We start from the raw sequence: 18,286 nt of genomic DNA on the forward strand, positions 1-18,286 counted from the left end.
AGGAACTTTCAAACGAAATCGTGACGAAACACAGTCGCACGCTAGCTCAGCCGGGCCAGCGCATCGACGGCCTGCTTGGCCGATTCGACGCTTCCCAACTGCACCACCAACTTCTTGGCAGCCAACAGGTTTTCCAGTGAAAGCGTCCCTCCACCATTGGCACTGGCGGCTGCGGCCTTCGGCTTGCGGCCGCGACGCTTTTTCTTTCCGCCGGCGCCGGCGCCGTACTTGATGCGATTCACCAGCGCGGCGGAAACATGGATCCCTTCGTCAGCCAGACCTTGACGTATTCGCTTGGGACCGGCCTCCGGATTGTGGGCCATGTATCGCCGGATGTTTGTACTCTTATTCATGGTTTCTGCCGAGGGTCTTCGTGCCATTGCTTAGAACCTTGTTCTGATGTGAGCATCACCCCACTTGGTTCGATAAGCATAGTTTACGCACTCGTACACAACAAGTGTCAGGACTATCGTTCCAACAGTCCCCGGAGCTTGGCCACCAGGTCGGCGGCGCGATACGGTTTTTGAAGAAAGCCGGCCAGGTTCTTGGAGACGATGTGACTCGTCGCCTCATGCTCGCTGTATCCGCTGGCCATGACCACCAGCACTTTGGGGTCGATTTCGCGAAGTTGCGCAAAAGCCTCTTCGCCGTTCATGTGAGGCATCGTCATGTCCATCAGCACCAGGTCGATCTCCTTAGACTGGCGGGCAAAAATCTCGACGGCTTCCGTACCACTGGTTGCGGTGCGCACCTCGAACCCGACACTTTCCAAAATGGCCCGCGCCACGCGCAGCACCATCTCTTCATCGTCGACGACCAGCACGGTGCCCTTGCCGCGCCACGAATCGAGCGCCGGCGATTCCTTGCCGAAACCGCGCGGGGCCTGCACCGAAGGCGGAAACAACACCTGGATGGTCGTGCCGTCCCCGGGCGCGCTTTGCACGCGGATGGCGCCGCGGTGGCCGCGGATGATTCCCAATACAGCCGCCATGCCCAGGCCCCGCCCAGTGAACTTCGTCGTGAAAAACGGATCGAAAATGTGCGCCTGCGTCTCTTCGTCCATGCCGCAGCCGTTGTCGCTCACTTCCAAACAGACATAAAGCCCTTCGGGCACGGAATCGTCACAGTAACACTGCGAGAGCAACTCGGCATCGGCCACCACCGCCCGCGTTTGCACGCGCACTTCGCCCTTGCCCGGTTCGACGGCGTCGGCCGCATTGGTAATCAGGTTCATCACCACCTGCTGAATTTGCGCGGCGTCGGCCTCGATGGCCGGAAGGTCTTCGGCCAGCTCGTACGTGAGCGAACCCTTCTTGGCCACGGCGATTTCCAGCAGATCGGCCATCTCTTTGACCAGTCCGGAAAGGTCGAGCGGACGAACGACGAACTTTCCTTTGCCCGAATAGGCCAGCATCTGCTTGCAGAGATCGGCCGCCCGATTGGCGGCGGTTTCGATTTGCGCGATGTTCTCGCGGGCGGAGGCATCGGCGGGCAACCCCAGCGACGCCAGTTCGGCATTGCCCAGGATGACCATCAGCAGGTTATTGAAGTCGTGTGCGATGCCGCCGGCCAGCACGCCCAACGTCTCCAGTTTTTGGGCGTGCTGCATCTGCATTTCGAGCTGCTTTTTCTCGGTCACGTCGCGAATGATCGCCAGACCGCCGATAATCTCGCCCGCCTCGCTGCGCAGGGGCGAATAATAGCCTTCGAAGTAACCTTCGTGTTCGCCGTCGGCGGCGCGATAGCGGCGGTCTTTGGCGACGACGTTCTCGCCCGCCAGGGCCTGCCGATAAAAGGCGTCTTCGCCCGACTCTTTCCAAAAAGGAAACACGTCGAAGGCGTTGCGTCCCAGCGCGTCTTGGCGGGCCAGCCCGGTGAGCCGCTCCATGCCGGGATTCCACAGCGTATAGACGAAATGGCGGTCGAAGGCCAGGATGCCGTCGACGCTGCTCTCGATCAAACGCAAGGAAAACTGCCGCTCGCGGCGGAGTGCGTCTTCTTGCAGGCGGCGGTCGGTGATGTCCTGACAGGCGCAGAAGATGCGGACCGTCTGGCCGAGGTTGTCGAGCACGATGCCGCCGAAGGAGATCACGATCCGCACGGAGCCGTCGGGCCGCACAAACCGTTGCGTGAAGTTGAACGGCTCGTGATGCCGCCGCACCGCCTCCAGCGTCTGCCGCGTCACGGCGCGATCGTCGGGATGGAGCCGGTCGAGGAATTCTTCGTAACTGATCTCCTGGTTGGGCGCGAGACCGAGAAGGCGCGCCATCTCGGCCGAGCAGGTAAAGTGGTTGTCGGCCAGTTCCCATTCCCAGCTTCCGACGTGGGCCAGAGCCTGCGCGGCCGCCAACTGCCGTTCGCTGCGGACCAGACGCTCCTGAGCCAGCCGCGGCTCGGTGGCGTCGCGCGAGTTCACGACCACGCCGCTCACCTCGGGACGGTCGAGCCAGTTGCGCGCGTCGGACTCGAGAAATCGCCAAGAACCGTTCTGGTGCCGAAAACGGTATTCGCCCCAACGATGCGGACCGGGGCGTGCCAGGCCCTCGCGGAAGGCCTCCAGGGTGGCGGGCAGGTCGTCAGGGTGGACCAGCGCAAACAAGTTGCGGCCCATGAGGTTTTCGGGGCGATAGCCGAGCACGCGCTCGACGGACGGGCTGACGTACAGCATCACCCCTTCCCGATCGAGAATCGCGATCAGGTCGAGCGCGTTCTCGATCAGGGCGCGGAACTGCTGGTCGCTGAATCGCGGCCGCGCAGCCGGAAGCGCGGGCCTCTCGGTCGTGATCGCGTCTGGCGCGCAGCCTGCCTCGTATAGCGGGTGGTTCATCGCCTCCCCACGCCCGTGACATGGTATCGTTTCCTGCCTGAATTATAGGCGAAAGCCGATATCTCACAACGCCGGCGCGCAGCATCGCCCTGATGCGGTCCGCCTCTTGTCAAGCAGCATTTACACGCTACACTTCAGCGGGGTGATCGTTCTGAGGGTCCGCCGGCCGATTTTCGCAGGCGACAGGTGTCGAACAGTGCGCTCGGAAACGACGAGGTACACATCTATTTCGCCGAATCAGAGTCTGCGGACGATCGCGCGTGGCAAACCGACGGCGATCGGCTGCTCGACGCCGACGAGCGCGAGCGCTGGCAGCGCTTCGTTTTCGCCGCCGACCGCGGGCAATTTCTGCTCTCCCACGTGATGCTTCGCAGGGTGTTGTCGCGATATGCCGATGTACCGCCGCAAGCCTGGCGGTTCTGCAAGAACGAGTTTGGACGCCCGGAAATCACCGGGCCGGCCGCGGCGGCCGGTTTGAGCTTCAACTTGTCGCACACGCGCGGGCTGGTGGCCTGCGCGGTCACGCTCGGCCGGGAAGTCGGAATCGACGTCGAAGACCTCCAGCGAGGCAGTCCGGTCACCGACCTGGCCGCAAGGTACTTTTCGTCCTTGGAACTGGCCGAGCTAGTCGGACTGCCGCAGGAGCGGCAACAAGAGCGGTTCTTTGAGCTATGGACTCTCAAGGAGGCGTATCTCAAGGCCCGCGGCGTGGGGCTCTCGCTGGGACTGCACCGGTTTTCAATGCACTTTTCGCCCGGCCAGGCGCCGACGATCTCATTCGCTCCAGGCCTGGTCGATGACCCCGCGGCCTGGCAATTCGCGCAATTCCGGCCCGCACCGCGGCACCTGCTGGCCGTCGCCGTGCGCCGACTGCCTGGAGTGCGGTTCCGTGTCGCGATCGAACCGTTCCAAAGTGACTGACATCGACGACGCTCGCCTCGAGCGGCAACCATGGTTTCACTGGAAAGCTACCGACGAATAAAGGATTGCCTATGACCGCACCGTCCGCCACGGAAGATTCCGACCAGCTTCTCGTCCGCGCCGAACACCTCACCAAGGTCTATCCCGACGGCCACGTGCAGGCCCTGTTGGACGTCAATCTCGCCGTCCGCCACGGAGAGTATTTGGCCATTATGGGACCCAGCGGCAGCGGCAAGTCGACGCTCTTGAACCTGCTCGGCGCGCTCGACCAGCCGACCAGCGGAGAGGTTTACTTCGACGGGCAACCGCTGTCGCGGATGGGCCGGCTCGATCGCCTGCGGGCCGAAAAAATCGGCTTCATCTTCCAGTCGTTTCACCTGCTGCCGATGCTGACCGCGTTGGAAAACGTGCAGATCCCGTTGTTCGAATCGAAACTTTCGGCGGCCCAGCGGCAAGCGCGGGCCGCCACGTTGCTCGACTCGTTGGGCATGGGCCACCGCGCGGGGCATCTGCCGAACCAGCTTTCCGGAGGCGAGCGGCAGCGTGTAGCCATTGCCCGCGCACTGGCCAACGAGCCCGTTCTGCTGCTGGCCGACGAACCGACCGGAAACCTCGACTCGCGGGCGGGCGGGGAAATTCTCGACCTGTTCGATCGTTTGCACCGCGACCGAAACCTGACGCTGATCGTCATCTCGCACAGCACGGAAGTGGCGCAGCGCGCTCGCCGCGTGGTCCATGTGCGCGACGGACGGATCGAAACGGACGCGGAGAGACAATAGGGTTCGGGGTTCAGGGTTCAGGGTCGTTCAGGGTTCAGGGTTCAGGGTTCAGGGTTCAGGTCTTGGGGCTTTGGTCCCAAACCCAAGACCTAAAACCCAAGATCTAAAACTTCACCGGCACGCTGACGGGTGTCGCTCGCCTGAACCCTGAACCCTGAACCCTGAACCCTAGTAGCGTTGCGTGGCCGGATTCGTGTTCACGGTGCGCGTGGCGCCGGGCGACGTGGTGAACGACGGCGGATTCAACGCCGTCTGCAGCGTGCTGACGCGCGCCGCTACGTCAGGCTGGAACCGATTGTTCCAGAGCGAGCGCTGATAGATGGCCAGGGCCTGCGTGGGATTGCCCGACCGCTCACGCAGGCGTGCCAGGGCGGCCAGCGCACGCGGATCGTTGGGATCGGTCTGCAAGGCGTCCTGCAGGTGTTCTTGCGCCACGTCGTAGCGACCGAACTCCTCAGAAAGGCGGGCCAGCTCGACCTTGGGCGTCGACGCGGTCGGATACCTTCGGCTCCATCCTTCCAGCAGCCGAAATGCTTCGTCGCTGCGTCCTTCTTCCGCCAGCAACACCGCCAGCCCGCGATAGCAATCGCGATGGTTCTCGTCTTTGTCGAGGCATTGATTGTAAAGAGTTTCGGCCTGCTTCAGTTCATTTTCGTTGCCCGACACGCGGCCCATGCGGTGATAGGTGGCCGCCAGGTTGTAGTAACCGTCGGCGTTGAGAGGATCGTTGGCCACCGCGCTCTCGAAATTGCGCAAGGCTTCCTGGTAACGACCCTGCTGATAATCAGCCACGCCTTGCGCGTTTTGTCCGTGAGAGGCCACGCTGCAACCGCAAGCCGCCAGCGACGCCGCCGCGCTCAGCCAAACGGAGAGACGTACGCACAAAGCGGCGACGGTATTCGAGATTCGCTGGGACACGGTAATGGCAGTCCTCGACGGGCGTGTGTGGCCAGCCCGCGCGGCACGCAGCCGGTTAAGTTGGCGCATCGACAGGAAAAGCCAGAAAAGGCGGGCGAAGCATACCGACCGCCTCATATCGCCACAAGAGCAATCCTCGCATTGGACAGCGATTGAAGAATACACTTCACGCGGCCGAGAATGAGATGTTTTGCCGCGAGGCGGTGGCTGGGCAGAAGCTGGCCGGGTCGCGTTCGTGCAGTCCCTAAGACGCCGTCGGCCAGCGATGCCCCGGTGGTGCGGCTTCCGGGGCATCGCTTGGCCGTAGAGCGTGTTGGCAAATCCAGCCTCGTCCGGCCAAGCTCTGCCCCAGCCACCTCATATCCTACTGGCCTTACTCGCGGCCGGATGAAGTAGAAACCGATCTATCAGCCTTCTGGTAGGCTGGGTAAGATCAAATCAGGTACGGATTGTCGCGAATTGAATCAGAAACGATGTTGCGTTATTGGACCGCCGGCGAATCGCATGGCAAGGCGTTATGGGCCCTGGTCGATGGCTTTCCCGCGGGCGTGGCCATCGAGACCGAGTCGATCGACGCCGAGTTGCGCCGGCGCCAGGGCGGATATGGCCGGGGCGGCCGTCAGCGGATCGAAACCGACCGCGTCGAGATCAAGAGCGGTGTTTGGCAAGGCCGCTCGCTGGGCAGCCCCGTCGCGTTGGAGGTGGTCAACAAAGATGCCAAGCTGGAACGCTTGGACGATCTCGAGCGGCCGCGGCCCGGCCACGGCGATCTGACCGGGGCGATCAAGTATTTGGGTTCCATCCGCGGCGTGCTCGAACGGGCCAGTGCCCGTGAAACCGCGGCCCGCGTCGCCGCGGGAGCGCTCGCCAAGCAGCTTTTGCGGGAGTTCGGCATCACGGCCTTCGGGTACACCGCGGAACTGGGCGGCGTGCGCGTCGAGCCGCGGCCGGGCACGCTGGATGAACAACGCGCGTGGCGCGATTCCAGCGAGCTTTATACACTGGATCCCGATCAAGACGCTGCATTGAAGACGTTGATCGACGAGTGCGGCAAAGAGGGCGACACGCTGGGCGGCGTGCTGGAAGTGCGGGTCGAGGGCGTCCCCTTCGGACTGGGCACGCACGCGCAATGGGACCGCAAGCTCGACGGCCGCATTGCCCAGGCCGTAATGGCCGTGCAGGCCATTAAAGGAGTCGAGATCGGCCTGGGCTTCGAGGCCGCCCGCCGGCGCGGCTCGCAGGTACACGACGCGATTCAATTCGATGCGTCCGAGCGCGACTCGACGACGCTCGGCTATCACCGGCCGACGAACAATGCGGGCGGCCTGGAGGCCGGCATGACCAACGGGCAGCCGCTGCTGGTCCGCGCGGCCAAAAAACCGATCAGCACGCTCCGCAAGCCTCTGGAGTCGATCAACCTGGCAACCAAGGAAGCCGAAGCCGCGGCCTACGAGCGCAGCGACATTTGCGCCGTGCCCGCCGCCGGCGTGATCCTGGAGAATGTCGTGGCCTTCGAGGTGGCCGCGGCGCTTGTCGAAAAATTCGGGGGCGACAGTTTGCTTGAGATGCAGGCGCGTTGGAAGATGTTTCAGGAGCTGGCCAAGGAAAGGTAGGGTGGGACCAGCGAGCTTGCGAGCGCCGGCCCACCATCGGCGTGATTTTGGATTTTGGATTGGTCGTAATCCAGAATCCAAAATCCAAAATCCAAAATAGTGGTGGCTCGCTTCTTCCACCCAACTGCCACCAATTCCACGGAGGGACCCTTGTTCACACTACACCAACGAGTTCGCCGGCGACTCTGCCAGGCATGTTTTTGTCTTCTCTGCGCGCTGCCCACAACGGGTCTGCTCGCCTGGACCGGCGTGCTGCGATCGTCCGCTCATCGGTCTGATTGCCGGCAGCAACTCTCCCGCCTGCTGGGCATGGAAGCGAGGTTCGACCGCGTTCGCTATCCGCAACCCGGTCAGACGCTCTATGAAGCCGTGGAGCTGTCCGACGCGGAAACCGGCCAATGGATTCTGCGCTGCCGCACGCTCGAAGTGTCGAAGAATGGCCACAAGTTCGCGCTGGCGCCGACGGATGTCGAGGTCTCGGCGGCGCATGCCCACAGGCTCGTCCAGCTTGTCGTGCGGCGGCTGACGCGCGAATTGCCGGGCGACGAGCCGGTCTGGTTCGTTCCCACCAATGTCACACTCAAATCCGCATCGACGGCACAGACCTACGAGGACGTCGAATGCCGCATCGAGTCGCAGGCGGAACTAGCGGCCGCCGCAATTCGCTTTCGGCTGCCGGAAGCCGAGGCCGGAGAGGCACCCGTACTATCGATTGGGCGTCAGCGCGGCAACGACGGGGCAACAACCACGGTCCGGCTCGACTCATATGGGTCGCTCTTGCCCGTGTCGATTTTCAGACCCTGGCTCGACTTGCGCACCCTCGTCGGCGACCACGCCACCTTCTGTGGCTCGGTGGCGGTTCGCCAGGTGTCGAACACGTGGTCTTGGGAGGCGACCGGATCCATGGACGGCATCGACCTTGAAGTCCTGGTAGCACAGCGTTTTCCGCACCACCTGGCCGGAGTGGCACGCCTGCGGATCGACGAAGCACGCTTCGAGCGAGGCCGGCTTACGGCGGCCAGCGGCGAACTGGCATGCCCTGCCGGCACGATCGGCGGACCGCTTTTAGTCGCGGCGGTGGAATCGCTGCGCTGCAAGACCATCGAGCTGCCGGGCGGCCGGCTGCCCTTTGCCGCCGACAAGAACCATCCGTTCCGCGAACTGGCCCTGCGGTTCCGAATCGACGAAGGCGGCCTGTCGCTCGCCACCGGACGCGACGGCCAGGCCGCCGACGCGCTGCTGCTCGACGACCGCGGCGACGCGCTATTATTTCCGCCAAGCGTGGGGGCGGTTCCGTTGATGGCCTTCATTCGTGCCTTGGTGCCCGACAGCACGATTCAGGTCCCCGCCACAAAGGAGACAGCCGCTTTGCAAAGTTGGCTGCCTCTGCCATCCGTCGTCCCGCCGCCACACGCGGGCCCCGCCGCGCCGCCCCTGCGGATAGAAGCCGACTAGCCGAAGAATCTGGGATATTCAACAGTTCGCGCAAGACTGAGTGCTTAGGTCTTTTGCATAAGTCAGGGACGCCTTATGCTGTGAGGATCCGATTCGTTTACGGATTACTCTGGGGCGGTGGCTGTTTCGCGTTTTGTCGGAAGGTATTTGACGATGTGGCTGCGCAGTAACCTGGTTCAGAAACTGGGGGGCGGCTTTTGGGAACAGCTCGGCCTCGATCTATGGTCCAAGCTGCAGATCACGTCCTTGCGGTCGCGAAAGAACCCGCACGATGTCGACTTGATTGCGCAAGTGCGCCGCGAGCGAAAGTGCCTCAACAGTGCCTACGAGTGCTACCTGGTGATGAGCCTTGCCCGGTCGATGACCCGCTTGCCGGGCAAATTCGCCGAGGTCGGCGTCTATCAGGGCGTCACGGCCAAGCTGATCGCCGGCGTCAAGGGCGACCGCGAATTGCACCTGTTCGACACCTTCGAGGGCTTGCCGGCGACGAGCGACAAAGACGCGGGCGTGCATCGGGTGGCTCAGTACGCTTGCAGCCTCGAATCGGTGCGGGAATACCTGGCGGGCCAGGACCAGGTCTACTTCCACAAGGGCCTGTTCCCCGATTCGGCACGCGACGTCGACGAAAGCGAATATGCCTTCGTCCATTTCGACGTCGACCTCTACCAGGGCACCTACGCTTGTCTGGAATACTTTTATCCGCGGATGGTTCCGGGCGGCGTGATGCTCAGCCACGACTACGGAATGCTGGCTGGCGTGCAACGAGCGTTCCAGGAGTTCATGGCTGACAAGCCTGAGCCGATCTTCGAGCAGCCGACGACTCAGGCCCTGATCGTCAAGGGCGGACACGTGGCCGCCGGGGCGTCGCGGATGGATTGCGAGGAAAAGGCGCTCAGCGTCTGAGTGAAAAGCATGTGATCGTAGGGTGGGACTGGCTCAACGTTAGGACACTACCCTGGCCGCGAGCGGGACGGATCGAACAGATTTCGCACGGTTTTTGCACTGGGGCGCCGACACTCTTAACCTCGAATTCGGTTCGCGTCAAACGTGAAAGCACTGGTCACCGGGGCCAACGGGTTTATCGGCGAGCATCTCGTCCGCGCGCTTTTGGAGCATGGAGGCGACGTGCGGGCCATGGTCCGGCGGGAAGCGGCCGGCGAGGCGTTGCGAACTTTGGGCGCGCAGGTCGTCCTCGGCGATGTCACGCAGGCCGATTCGCTTTCGCCGGCGATCGACGGCGTGGATGCCGTTTTTCACCTGGCCGGATTGGTGAAAACGCTCCGCAACGAAGAATTCTTCAAGGTGAACGAAGGCGGCACGCGCAATATTGCCCAGTCCTGTGCGCGACGGCCCACTCCGCCGGTGCTGGTCGTGGTCTCGTCGCTGGCGGCGGCGGGCCCCACGCCCGACGACCATCCGCGTACCGAGCGCGACCCGCCCGAGCCGGTGTCGAACTATGGCCGCAGCAAGCGGGCTGCGGAGCTGGCGGCGCAGGAGTGGGCAGACCGACTACCGGTAACCATCGTCCGGCCCCCCGTCGTGTTCGGCGAGGGCGACATGAACACGTGGTTGCTGTTTCAGCCCATTGCCCGCCACGGAGTCCACGCGGTTCCGGGCCTCAAGCCGCGCAGGGTCTCGCTGGTCCACGCCGACGACCTGGCACAGGCGTTGTGGCTGGCCGCCGGCCGAGGAAAACGAGCGATCAAGGGTGACGGCGCCCAGGGCCATTACTTTGTGGCCGGCGACTGGGATCCCGATTACGACGAGTTGGGCCGGTTGATTGGCGACGCGGTCGGCCGCCAGCGGGTGCTGGTGCTGCACACTCCCGATTGGATCGGCTGCTGCGCGGGCGCGGCCAGCGACTTGCTGTGTCGCCTGCGCGGCCGGGCGGGCATCTTCAATCTCGACAAGATGCGCGACGCATCGGCCGGCTCTTGGGTCTGTTCGGCCGACCGCATCCGCAACGAGCTCGGCTTCCGCGTTGCGCGGCCGCTCGCCGACCGGTTGCGCCAAACCGCCGACTGGTATGAACGCCGCGGCATGCTGTAGGTCCCACCCTGGCACGCGCGAAATCACGGCTTGGGCCATTGAATTTATGCCCGAAACCTGACCCAGCCGGTGAAACACACGGCCGCACGAACGCGTCGTTAACCGTCAGGCGGCCCGGCGCCGTTGCAAACCGGGCACCTGGCCGCTGATCTTCGCGAAGTGCGGACTTGTGTTTTGCTTTGCCCTGTCGAGGTCCGAAACGGAGCGGACGCGAAGCCGCAAATAGGGAAAACTCGTCAGGCGCCGAACCTCGATTTCCAACCACAAGTCACGCCAGCGCTGGCCCATGTAATCCTCCGGGCTGAGATTCTTTGGCCAGAGGGTAGCTCGTCGACGGATTCGGGCCAACCCCAAGTCGCTCCGCGCGCTTCGCCTGCTTTGCCTTGCGGCTTCGCGGTTGGTCTGATAAGGAGCACCTGATGCGGATACCACCTGATCGACAACGTAGAACGAGAACTCGTCGCCTTGGCGGCGAACGGCAAAGCGGGTCTTTTTAATGGCCGACACCGCGCGCCCGCGAGCATTCGTAACTCCGCACCGGCTTCCTCCGGCGATTCCGCCAAAGCAGCGACTGCGTCGTCAGGAATTGTCAGAGTGAGTTCGCGCATCCTTAGCTCCTTGATGTCGGTGCCCAGCGAATGGGCAATCACTTGGCTGATTCTTTCAGAAAGTCCTGGATGTTCTCATCCGCTTCTGGCGCGGTGCTGGTGGGGGCCGTTGCTCTTGCCCATCTCCGAAGAAAGTCCTGGATGTTCTCATTCGCTTCTGGCGCGGCTGATCCGAGGGCGGGGCGGCGCCGTTCTTCGGCCATCAGGGCCTTGAAGCGGGCCATGAGTTGATCGACCTTCTGTTCTTGAACGAACAACTCGCGATTGATCCGCTGCCCCCGAAACCCGGTTTTCATTTGACAGAGGGGCAAATGGAATCGCTGCCGGCGCTCGACCGCACTTGACGGTCGGACCGGCAAATCCTATGCTCCCGGCCCACATTTCTCCAAGCAGATCGGAAAATCGCCGCGCGCCCGCCGGGCATCCGCGGTTCGGAAAGGACTTGCCATGAAATGGCTCCTCGTCATCGGCGCGCTGGCGGCAATCTCGTGCATGAGCGGCTGCTGCCAGCCCGGCGGACTGTTCAGCGGCAACGGATCTTATGGTTCCTATTACTCGCCCACGCCCTACTACAGCAGCCCCGCGCCGACGTATACGTCGAATCCCTGCCAGTGCCAGTGAGGGTTCAGGGTTCAGGGTTCAGGGAACTGCAACTTCGCAGTTGCCTAACGCCTAACGCCTAACGCCTATTGCCTTAGTCACTCCCCCGCCACCTCGACGTAGACCTTCAGCGCGTTCTTTTCCTCGACCAGCAACCGCATCATTTCGGCGTAGTTGTCCAGCCCCGACACCGGGTCGGTCAAAACCCGCTCGATGACGCCCGGCCACGTCACTTCTCCCAGGGCCAAATCTTTGATTCCCATTTCAAAGTGCTCGCGGTTTGCGTTCACCGAGCCCAGAAGCAGCTTGTTGCCCAAGACCCATTCGAGATTGATTTTATCGCTCGGCACCTCGACGCGCCGCTCGCCACCGGTAATACTGGCCCATACGAGGACGCCGTTGTGTCCCAGCACCTCCATGGCACTGAAGGCAATGGCGCTGGAACCCGTGGCGTCGATAATCAGGTCGGCTTTGCCGGCCTTCTTGGCTAGTTCCGCGAGCGGCGTCTGTTCGGTGCTGATGTAGTGGGCCCCCAAACCGCTGACGATTTCGGCTTTCAGGTTCGGCGCCGGCGTGCGGGCCACGGTGTAAACCTGCATGTTGCGCAGCCGCAGAATGAGCGTCGACAACAGGCCGATCTGGCCGGCGCCCAACACATAAGCCACCTGCGGCCGCCACACCCGCATTCGGCGTTGCACTTCGAACGCCTGATGGATAGCCTTAGCCGCGCAGCTCATCGGCTCGACCAGCACGTGCAGGTGCTTCAGTCCGACGGGCATTTTGACGATAAACTCCGCGTCCTCGACGTAGAATTCGGTGAGGAAGCCGTGCAGCAGGTTGATTCCCCGTTCATAATACGTCTCTTCGCTGGTCATGTCCGAGGTGCCGATCTGGTCGTAGATCGACCCTCCCGGCCGGCGGACGGTGGCCGTAACGTAATCGCCCGGCCGGACATGCGTCACTTTGCTTCCCACCTCGACGACAACGCCGAACGACTCGTGCCCCAACACCAGAAAATCGTAGCCCGGCGGCGGGTTGCCGTACTTGGCCTCGTTGATCTCCTTGTCGGTGGCGTCGACGCCCACCTTCAACACTTTGACCAGAACCCCGCGCCCGCCCGGAATGTCAGCAACCTTGGGCTTGGGCAAGTCTGCCAGATGGACGCTGTTGGGAGTTCCCGGACAAACGGCAATGGCTTTCATAACAGACCACCTTCGAAGGGCATCGCACAAATAAACCAGACGCGACGGCAATCTATTCCCAACCGGGCGGCGGTTCAAGGGTCGGGGAAGCAGAGATAAGCGAAATGCCCACCGCAACACGCAAGAAACCGCCTCGTCGCCCGCCTCCGACGATGCCGCCACTCGATAGCCCGGCGGCCGCGCCCGTTCGTGCCAGTGCGTCGCGCCACGACCTGCGGGCCATGCTCGGCGATGGCGCCGCGTTCAGCGTCATGGTGGGCATTGGCGAGACCTATCTGCCAGCGTTCGCCCTGGCGGCGGGCCTGGGCGAGGTGGCGGCCGGCTTGGTGGCCACGCTGCCGCTGGTCGCCGGTGCGGTGCTGCAACTCGTCTCTCCGGCCGCGGTGCGTTGGCTGAAGTCGCACAAATGGTGGGTGGTGCTCTGTGCGTCGTGCCAGGCCGTGGCCTTCCTGCCCTTGGCCCTGGGCGCCTATACCGACCAGGTTGGCTGTTGGCTGGTGTTTGGCATGGCGGCCATCTACTGGGGCGCCGGACTGGCTACGGGTCCGGCCTGGAACACCTGGGCGGGCACACTCGTGCCCGACAACCTGCGGACCTGTTTCTTCGCACGCCGCACGCGGTTCAGCCAGTTCGGCACCTTGGCCGGGTTTGCCGCCGGCGGGCTGACGTTGCAGTTCAGCAAGGGTTGGACCGCGCCCTGCGCACCGTTCGCCCTGCTGTTCATGACGGCGGCAGTGGCACGGTTCGTCTCGGCCAGTTTCCTGGCGCGTCAGAGCGAGCCTTGCCCGCCCAACGACGAACATCGCAGGGTCGGACTGCGAGAACTGTTCGGCGGGCCAGGCGGACGTGTGGATGGCCCGTTGCTGATCTATCTTTTGGCGGTGCAAGCGGCGGCCCAGTTTGCCGGCCCCTATTTCACGCCGTTCATGCTCAAACAAGTCCGGTTTTCCTATCTGGAGTACGTGCTGCTGATCGCCGCATCCTTCGCGGCCAAGGCCGTTGCTTTGCCGGCGCTGGGTCGCTTGGCCCGCCGCATCGGAGCCAGGCAACTGCTGTGGATCGGGGGCGTGGGCATCGTTCCCGTATCGGCGATGTGGCTAGTGTCGAACACGTTTGGTTACTTGCTGTTCGTGCAGGTGGTCGCGGGCCTGGCTTGGGCGGCTTATGAATTGGCCATGTTCCTGTTGTTCTTCGAGGCCATTCCCGACAAAGAGCGCACCAGCGTGTTGACGATCTACAACGTCGGCAACGCCCTGGCAACCGCCTGCGGAGCGCTATTGGGCGGCAGCGTGCTGTGGCTGGCCGGAGAGCGGCCAGAAATCTATCTCACGCTGTTCGGTGTCTCGTCGCTGGCCCGGCTGGCGGCGCTGGTGTTCCTGACCCGCGTCCCGGCGATCGACTCGCGTCCCAAGGAGATGCCGGCACGGAGGATACTGAGCCTGCGGCCCGCCGTCGGCTCGGTCGATCGGCCTATCCTCGCCAGTCTGCCGGCGCCGGACCAGACGACGTGAATTGCCGGCAAATAGCCTCACGGCGTGAATCGCTCGATTCAATCTGCCCAATCGGCCGAATCTTAGGAATGGCGAGTATCAATTGCCCCACGGCGGTCCGCGGCTCGCGGTAGGCGCAAGCACACCGCAGCGCGAGGGAGCGATGAGTCAAAAAAAAGAGAGCGCAATTTGGCCGTTTCTGCTGGTCCTGACGGGGCTGTTTGCGCTCGTCGCCGCATCGCCGCGTCCTTGGCAAACGGGGTCGCGCGAGGCTGGCGCTGTTGCGCATTTACCGCGGCTAGTCGGAGGACAGACAACGCCGGTGCATGAACAAATCTGCGCCGATGAGCCCGTAGGGTGGGACCAGCGAGCTTGCGAGCGCCGGCCCACCGTAAACGACGTCGCGATCGGTAGGCCGGCGCTCGCCAGCTCGCTCTTTCCGCCCTACACACAAGACATACAAGCACGTTCCGGCAACCAGGCGGCAACAACTGACGATGCGCCGACGCTCGCCCCGGCCGAAGCCGCCGATTTCGGCAATAACGTCCACGATGGCTTGGCAGTCGAATCGGAAGCGTCCGATCGCACGGCTTCGGCCGACGACTTGCTGACACTGCGCGACGCCGACGAAGACGATCATCGCCCCTCCGCGGTTGAGCGCCCAACAGCCGCGAACGACGAACCACCGCCCGGCGACGTTGAACCGATAGCGGTGGCCAGCAAGCCAGGAAGCAACCATCGTCAACGCCGTGCCGCGTCACCTCGCCACGCTCTGAATGCCGACCGGCGACCGCGCACGATTTGGGGCGAACCTCTGGCATTGCTCGACCAGCTTGACAGCTTGGCGTGCGAGTGCGACGCCGGGCAATGGGCTTCACAAGCGGCCGACCTAATCCGGCTGCTGTGCCGCGCCGAGCAACTGCACGCGCCGCGCACCAGCCTGGTGCTCAAGCGATTGCGCGACTTGGTGGACCCCGCGCACCCACTGATGGTGCTTGGCGAGCGGACTCCGAAACGAGGCGAACTGCGGCGGCTTCGCTACGCCGTGCTGCGGCGTCTCGATTTTTGGGAGTTGGTGCCCGATCTGGCCGACCGGGACGAGCCCCAGCCGGCGAGCGGCCACACCGTTTCGCTTTCGACGTCGCGACGGACGGCCAGCACCGAGCAGCATCTGGCAAAGCTGCTGTCTCACTTGGAACGCTTCGAGCAGACGGGGTTGACCGACGACGGACGCGATCTGGCCGCCGACGTCGTGCTGATTCAGGCCACCGACGAGAAGCTGACCGCCCGCTCGCGCCGCTGGCTCGACTGGAACTACCGCAATTCGAATCTGCGCATCGTGGTTTCGAAAGAATTCATCAACCGCCTCGTGCCGACCCAGCCGGCCGTGGAAGAACCGGTTCATGACCGCATCCTTGGGGTGCCGACGCGCGGCTGGAGCACTTCGACGGCGCGCCTCAGCATCCGGCTTGTGCCCGACGCGCAAAGCCTGCGGTTCGCCTTGGAGGCCCGCGGCGTCGTGCTGGCGCGGACCACGTCGCGCCGCGACCCCGTGACGCTCTACAGCAACAGCGACTCGGCGTATTTTGCCCGTAAGCAGTTCGAGCTGACCGCGGCCGGCCTCAAGACCTGGCCCACGGAGGCCGAAGTGTCGAATTCGTCGCGGCTGCGGGGCGTCGAAACCGACTTCGACGACGTGCCGATCCTGGGGTTTGTCGTCGAGGAGATCGCACGGGCCAAGCACGCCGAGAGCGAGCCTGCGGTGCGGCGGGTGGCCCGGCGGAAGGTGGCGACGCGCGTGCAAGAAGAGATCGATTCGGCGATCGAGCCCAAGTTGGCGGAGGCCCGCAAGCTTTATCAGCAGCGGGTCGTGGGGCTGGTGGCCGGGCTGCAAGTGGAGCCGACGGTGATCGAGTTGCAGACCAGCGAGGCCCGCGTCACGTCGCGGCTGCGGCTGGCCGGCGACGAGCAGCTCGCGGCCTGCACGCCCCGCCCGATGGCCCTTTCCGACAGTCTGGCCAGCGTGCAGATTCACCAGTCGTTGGTGAACAACATCGGCGACCGGCTTGACCTCGACGGCCAGACGTTTACCTTGCCCGACTTGCAACAGCGGCTGCTCAAAGCCTTTCAGCTTCCGCCCGATGCGTTGCCGGAGGAGTACCCGGCCGATCTGCGAATCACCTTTGCCAAGCGTGACGCATTGACGGCCCGCTTCGACGCCGGACGCGTCGAGTTCACCTTGGGCGTGTCCGAGCTGCACAAGTTCCCCAAGACGTGGCGCGAATTTCAGGTGCGCGTCTATTATCGTCCGCAGGTCCGGGGCCTCGACGTCCGGCTGGTCCGCGACGGCACGGTGCAGCTCCGCGGCGAGCATTTCGGCCACGAGCCGCAGATCGCCCTGCGCGGCATCTTCAGCAAGGTGTTTTCACCCGACCGCGAGCTGGTGTTCGTCGAGCCGCGGCTGTTGAGCGACGCCCGCCTGGCGGGCCTGAGCGTGACGCAATGCGTGCTGACCGACGGCTGGATCGGCCTCTCGTTCGGCACGGGCTCGTTGCGGGAGGCTCGGCGCACGGTCGGGGCCATGTACTAGGATTTTGGATTCGTAAGGCGGGCTGGCGAAGCACAAGTTCGCGGCTATACTTCACGCCGCCGAGAATGAGACATTGGCGGTGGCTGGGGCAGAGCCTGGCCGCGTGGAGGCTGGCACTTCGTTCATCTCGGCGGCCAGGCGATGCCCCGGTTGGACGCACCGGGGCATCGCTTGGCCGCCAGGCTGTCGACGCGCGCCGCCCGCTATCTGGCCAAGCTCTGCCCCAGCCACCGCTTTTCCTCGCTGCAAAACGTCTCATTCTCGGCTGCGTGAAGTATAAAAACCCTACGATGCGGGCGGCCCGCCATAGCGCCGGCGCCAGGCCTCAAGCTCTCGCCGCAAACGTTCCAATTCCTCGCCGGATTCCTTTAACTCCGTTGCCAGTCGCTCGCGTTCAGCCTCGGCCCGGTCGCGTTCGGCCGCGAGCGCGGCCTCCAGCGCCGCTTCGCGCTCATCGGGCGTCGGCAGCCAGCGGCCGGCGACCGGATCGTAGTACCGCAACCACTCGCCGTCGCGCTCCAGGTCCAAACCAAGCACTTCGCTCGGTAAGCGGCCGTTCGCCATTTCAATGGGAACGAGCTTGCCCTCGCTCATCCGGTAACCTTGCAACGGCGGATCGAGATACTCGTCCTTGGGGTCGAACAAAAAATACTCGCGGACCGGCATCTCGTCCTGGTAGATCGACATCTTGTCGTCGATGTCTTCGCCTTGCGTCGATTTGCTGGTCAGCTCGATGACGACGTCGGGAACGTGCTCTTCCTCCCAGACAAAGTAGGCGTCGCGCGGCTTGTCTTTGGGCACGCCCACGGCGACGAACACATCGGGCGAAACGTGCTTGCGGCGGTTGCCCTTCTCGTAATACACGAACATATTGCCCGACACATAGATCATTGGATCGGCGGCGAAATGCCGGTCGAGCACTTTGACCCCGATGAGCAGGTTGTCGCGATGGATCGGCGTTTCGCCCACGGGTCGGCTGTCTCCGGTGGGATAAAAGACTTCGGCGTCGTCCCGCCGCGACGGCGAAATGGCAGGCGTTGTCGCCATGGTGGTGTCTCCCGCATCGGCCCCGCTCTGATTATACTTCACGCGGCCGGGAATGAGACGTTCTGCCGCGAGGAAAAGCGGTGGCTGGGGCAGAGCTTGGCCAGGTAGCGGTTGGCACCCGTCAACAGCCTGGCGGCCAAGCGATGCCCCGGTGCGTCCAACCGGGGCATCGCCTGGCCGCCGAGAT

Annotated in this window: 15 protein-coding genes; 9 read left to right on the forward strand and 6 right to left on the reverse strand. The window is 63.7% G+C overall.

What is annotated here, in order from left to right; all coding sequences use genetic code 11:
- Positions 1-41: 41 nt before the first annotated feature.
- Positions 42-353, reverse strand: coding sequence for a hypothetical protein (locus VNH11_02770; protein HVA45286.1), 312 nt, complete (start codon positions 351-353; stop codon positions 42-44).
- 113 nt (positions 354-466) lie between these two features.
- Positions 467-2,827, reverse strand: coding sequence for a PAS domain S-box protein (locus VNH11_02775; GenBank protein ID HVA45287.1), 2,361 nt, complete (start codon positions 2,825-2,827; stop codon positions 467-469).
- A gap of 186 nt (positions 2,828-3,013) precedes the next feature.
- On the opposite strand from VNH11_02775, the gene VNH11_02780 reads away from it, so the two are divergent.
- Both VNH11_02780 and VNH11_02785 read left to right on the forward strand, forming a co-directional pair.
- Positions 3,014-3,748 (forward strand): 4'-phosphopantetheinyl transferase superfamily protein, encoded by a 735-nt coding sequence (locus tag VNH11_02780; protein HVA45288.1) that lies wholly within the window; start codon positions 3,014-3,016, stop codon positions 3,746-3,748.
- A 71-nt stretch (positions 3,749-3,819) separates the two neighbouring features.
- Positions 3,820-4,527, forward strand: coding sequence for an ABC transporter ATP-binding protein (locus VNH11_02785; protein ID HVA45289.1), 708 nt, complete (start codon positions 3,820-3,822; stop codon positions 4,525-4,527).
- A gap of 168 nt (positions 4,528-4,695) precedes the next feature.
- Here VNH11_02785 and VNH11_02790 read toward each other — a convergent pair whose 3' ends face one another.
- Positions 4,696-5,445 carry a tetratricopeptide repeat protein gene (locus VNH11_02790; GenBank protein HVA45290.1) on the reverse strand — a complete coding sequence of 250 codons (750 nt, stop codon included), beginning with the start codon at positions 5,443-5,445 and terminating at the stop codon, positions 4,696-4,698.
- A gap of 473 nt (positions 5,446-5,918) precedes the next feature.
- Here VNH11_02790 and aroC point away from each other — a divergent pair, with 473 nt between their 5' ends.
- The 4 genes from aroC (at position 5,919) to VNH11_02810 (ending at position 10,562) form a co-directional block, all read left to right on the forward strand.
- Positions 5,919-7,058 carry a chorismate synthase gene (gene aroC / locus VNH11_02795; GenBank protein ID HVA45291.1) on the forward strand — a complete coding sequence of 380 codons (1,140 nt, stop codon included), beginning with the start codon at positions 5,919-5,921 and terminating at the stop codon, positions 7,056-7,058.
- Positions 7,059-7,208: 150 nt separating this feature from the next.
- Entirely contained in the window at positions 7,209-8,513 is a 1,305-nt protein-coding gene (locus VNH11_02800) for a hypothetical protein (GenBank protein ID HVA45292.1), read from the forward strand.
- Between the two features lie 153 nt (positions 8,514-8,666).
- Positions 8,667-9,416: a TylF/MycF/NovP-related O-methyltransferase gene (locus tag VNH11_02805; GenBank protein ID HVA45293.1), complete on the forward strand. Its 750-nt coding sequence runs from the start codon at positions 8,667-8,669 to the stop codon at positions 9,414-9,416.
- A gap of 144 nt (positions 9,417-9,560) precedes the next feature.
- The gene (locus VNH11_02810; protein HVA45294.1) at positions 9,561-10,562 is read left to right on the forward strand and encodes an NAD-dependent epimerase/dehydratase family protein; all 1,002 of its coding nucleotides are present in this window, start codon (positions 9,561-9,563) and stop codon (positions 10,560-10,562) included.
- Positions 10,563-11,208: 646 nt separating this feature from the next.
- Here VNH11_02810 and VNH11_02815 read toward each other — a convergent pair.
- A complete protein-coding gene (locus VNH11_02815; GenBank protein HVA45295.1) occupies positions 11,209-11,427 on the reverse strand; it encodes a hypothetical protein in 219 nt (72 codons plus the stop codon).
- 190 nt (positions 11,428-11,617) lie between these two features.
- On the opposite strand from VNH11_02815, the gene VNH11_02820 reads away from it, so the two are divergent.
- Positions 11,618-11,791, forward strand: coding sequence for a hypothetical protein (locus tag VNH11_02820; GenBank protein HVA45296.1), 174 nt, complete (start codon positions 11,618-11,620; stop codon positions 11,789-11,791).
- A gap of 77 nt (positions 11,792-11,868) precedes the next feature.
- Here VNH11_02820 and VNH11_02825 read toward each other — a convergent pair whose 3' ends face one another.
- Positions 11,869-12,972: a glucose 1-dehydrogenase gene (locus tag VNH11_02825; protein ID HVA45297.1), complete on the reverse strand. Its 1,104-nt coding sequence runs from the start codon at positions 12,970-12,972 to the stop codon at positions 11,869-11,871.
- A 104-nt stretch (positions 12,973-13,076) separates the two neighbouring features.
- Here VNH11_02825 and VNH11_02830 point away from each other — a divergent pair, with 104 nt between their 5' ends.
- A complete protein-coding gene (locus VNH11_02830) occupies positions 13,077-14,483 on the forward strand; it encodes an MFS transporter (GenBank protein ID HVA45298.1) in 1,407 nt (468 codons plus the stop codon).
- A gap of 301 nt (positions 14,484-14,784) precedes the next feature.
- Positions 14,785-17,052, forward strand: coding sequence for a hypothetical protein (locus tag VNH11_02835; protein HVA45299.1), 2,268 nt, complete (start codon positions 14,785-14,787; stop codon positions 17,050-17,052).
- 285 nt (positions 17,053-17,337) lie between these two features.
- On the opposite strand, the gene VNH11_02840 is transcribed toward VNH11_02835, so the two are convergent.
- Complete coding sequence (locus VNH11_02840; GenBank protein HVA45300.1) at positions 17,338-18,099, reverse strand: Uma2 family endonuclease; 762 nt, start codon at positions 18,097-18,099, stop codon at positions 17,338-17,340.
- Positions 18,100-18,286: the final 187 nt, after the last annotated feature.

It is taken from the genome of Pirellulales bacterium, assembly GCA_035533075.1.
Lineage (GTDB): Bacteria > Planctomycetota > Planctomycetia > Pirellulales > JAICIG01 > DASSFG01.

Coding starts and splice junctions, on each gene's coding strand:
- VNH11_02770 (HVA45286.1), bottom strand. CDS start 353: ATGAATAAGAGTACAAACATCCGGCGATACATGGCCCACAATCCGGAG.
- VNH11_02775 (HVA45287.1), bottom strand. CDS start 2,827: ATGAACCACCCGCTATACGAGGCAGGCTGCGCGCCAGACGCGATCACG.
- VNH11_02785 (HVA45289.1), top strand. CDS start 3,820: ATGACCGCACCGTCCGCCACGGAAGATTCCGACCAGCTTCTCGTCCGC.
- aroC (HVA45291.1), top strand. CDS start 5,919: ATGTTGCGTTATTGGACCGCCGGCGAATCGCATGGCAAGGCGTTATGG.
- VNH11_02805 (HVA45293.1), top strand. CDS start 8,667: ATGTGGCTGCGCAGTAACCTGGTTCAGAAACTGGGGGGCGGCTTTTGG.
- VNH11_02820 (HVA45296.1), top strand. CDS start 11,618: ATGAAATGGCTCCTCGTCATCGGCGCGCTGGCGGCAATCTCGTGCATG.
- VNH11_02825 (HVA45297.1), bottom strand. CDS start 12,972: ATGAAAGCCATTGCCGTTTGTCCGGGAACTCCCAACAGCGTCCATCTG.
- VNH11_02830 (HVA45298.1), top strand. CDS start 13,077: ATGCCCACCGCAACACGCAAGAAACCGCCTCGTCGCCCGCCTCCGACG.
- VNH11_02840 (HVA45300.1), bottom strand. CDS start 18,099: ATGGCGACAACGCCTGCCATTTCGCCGTCGCGGCGGGACGACGCCGAA.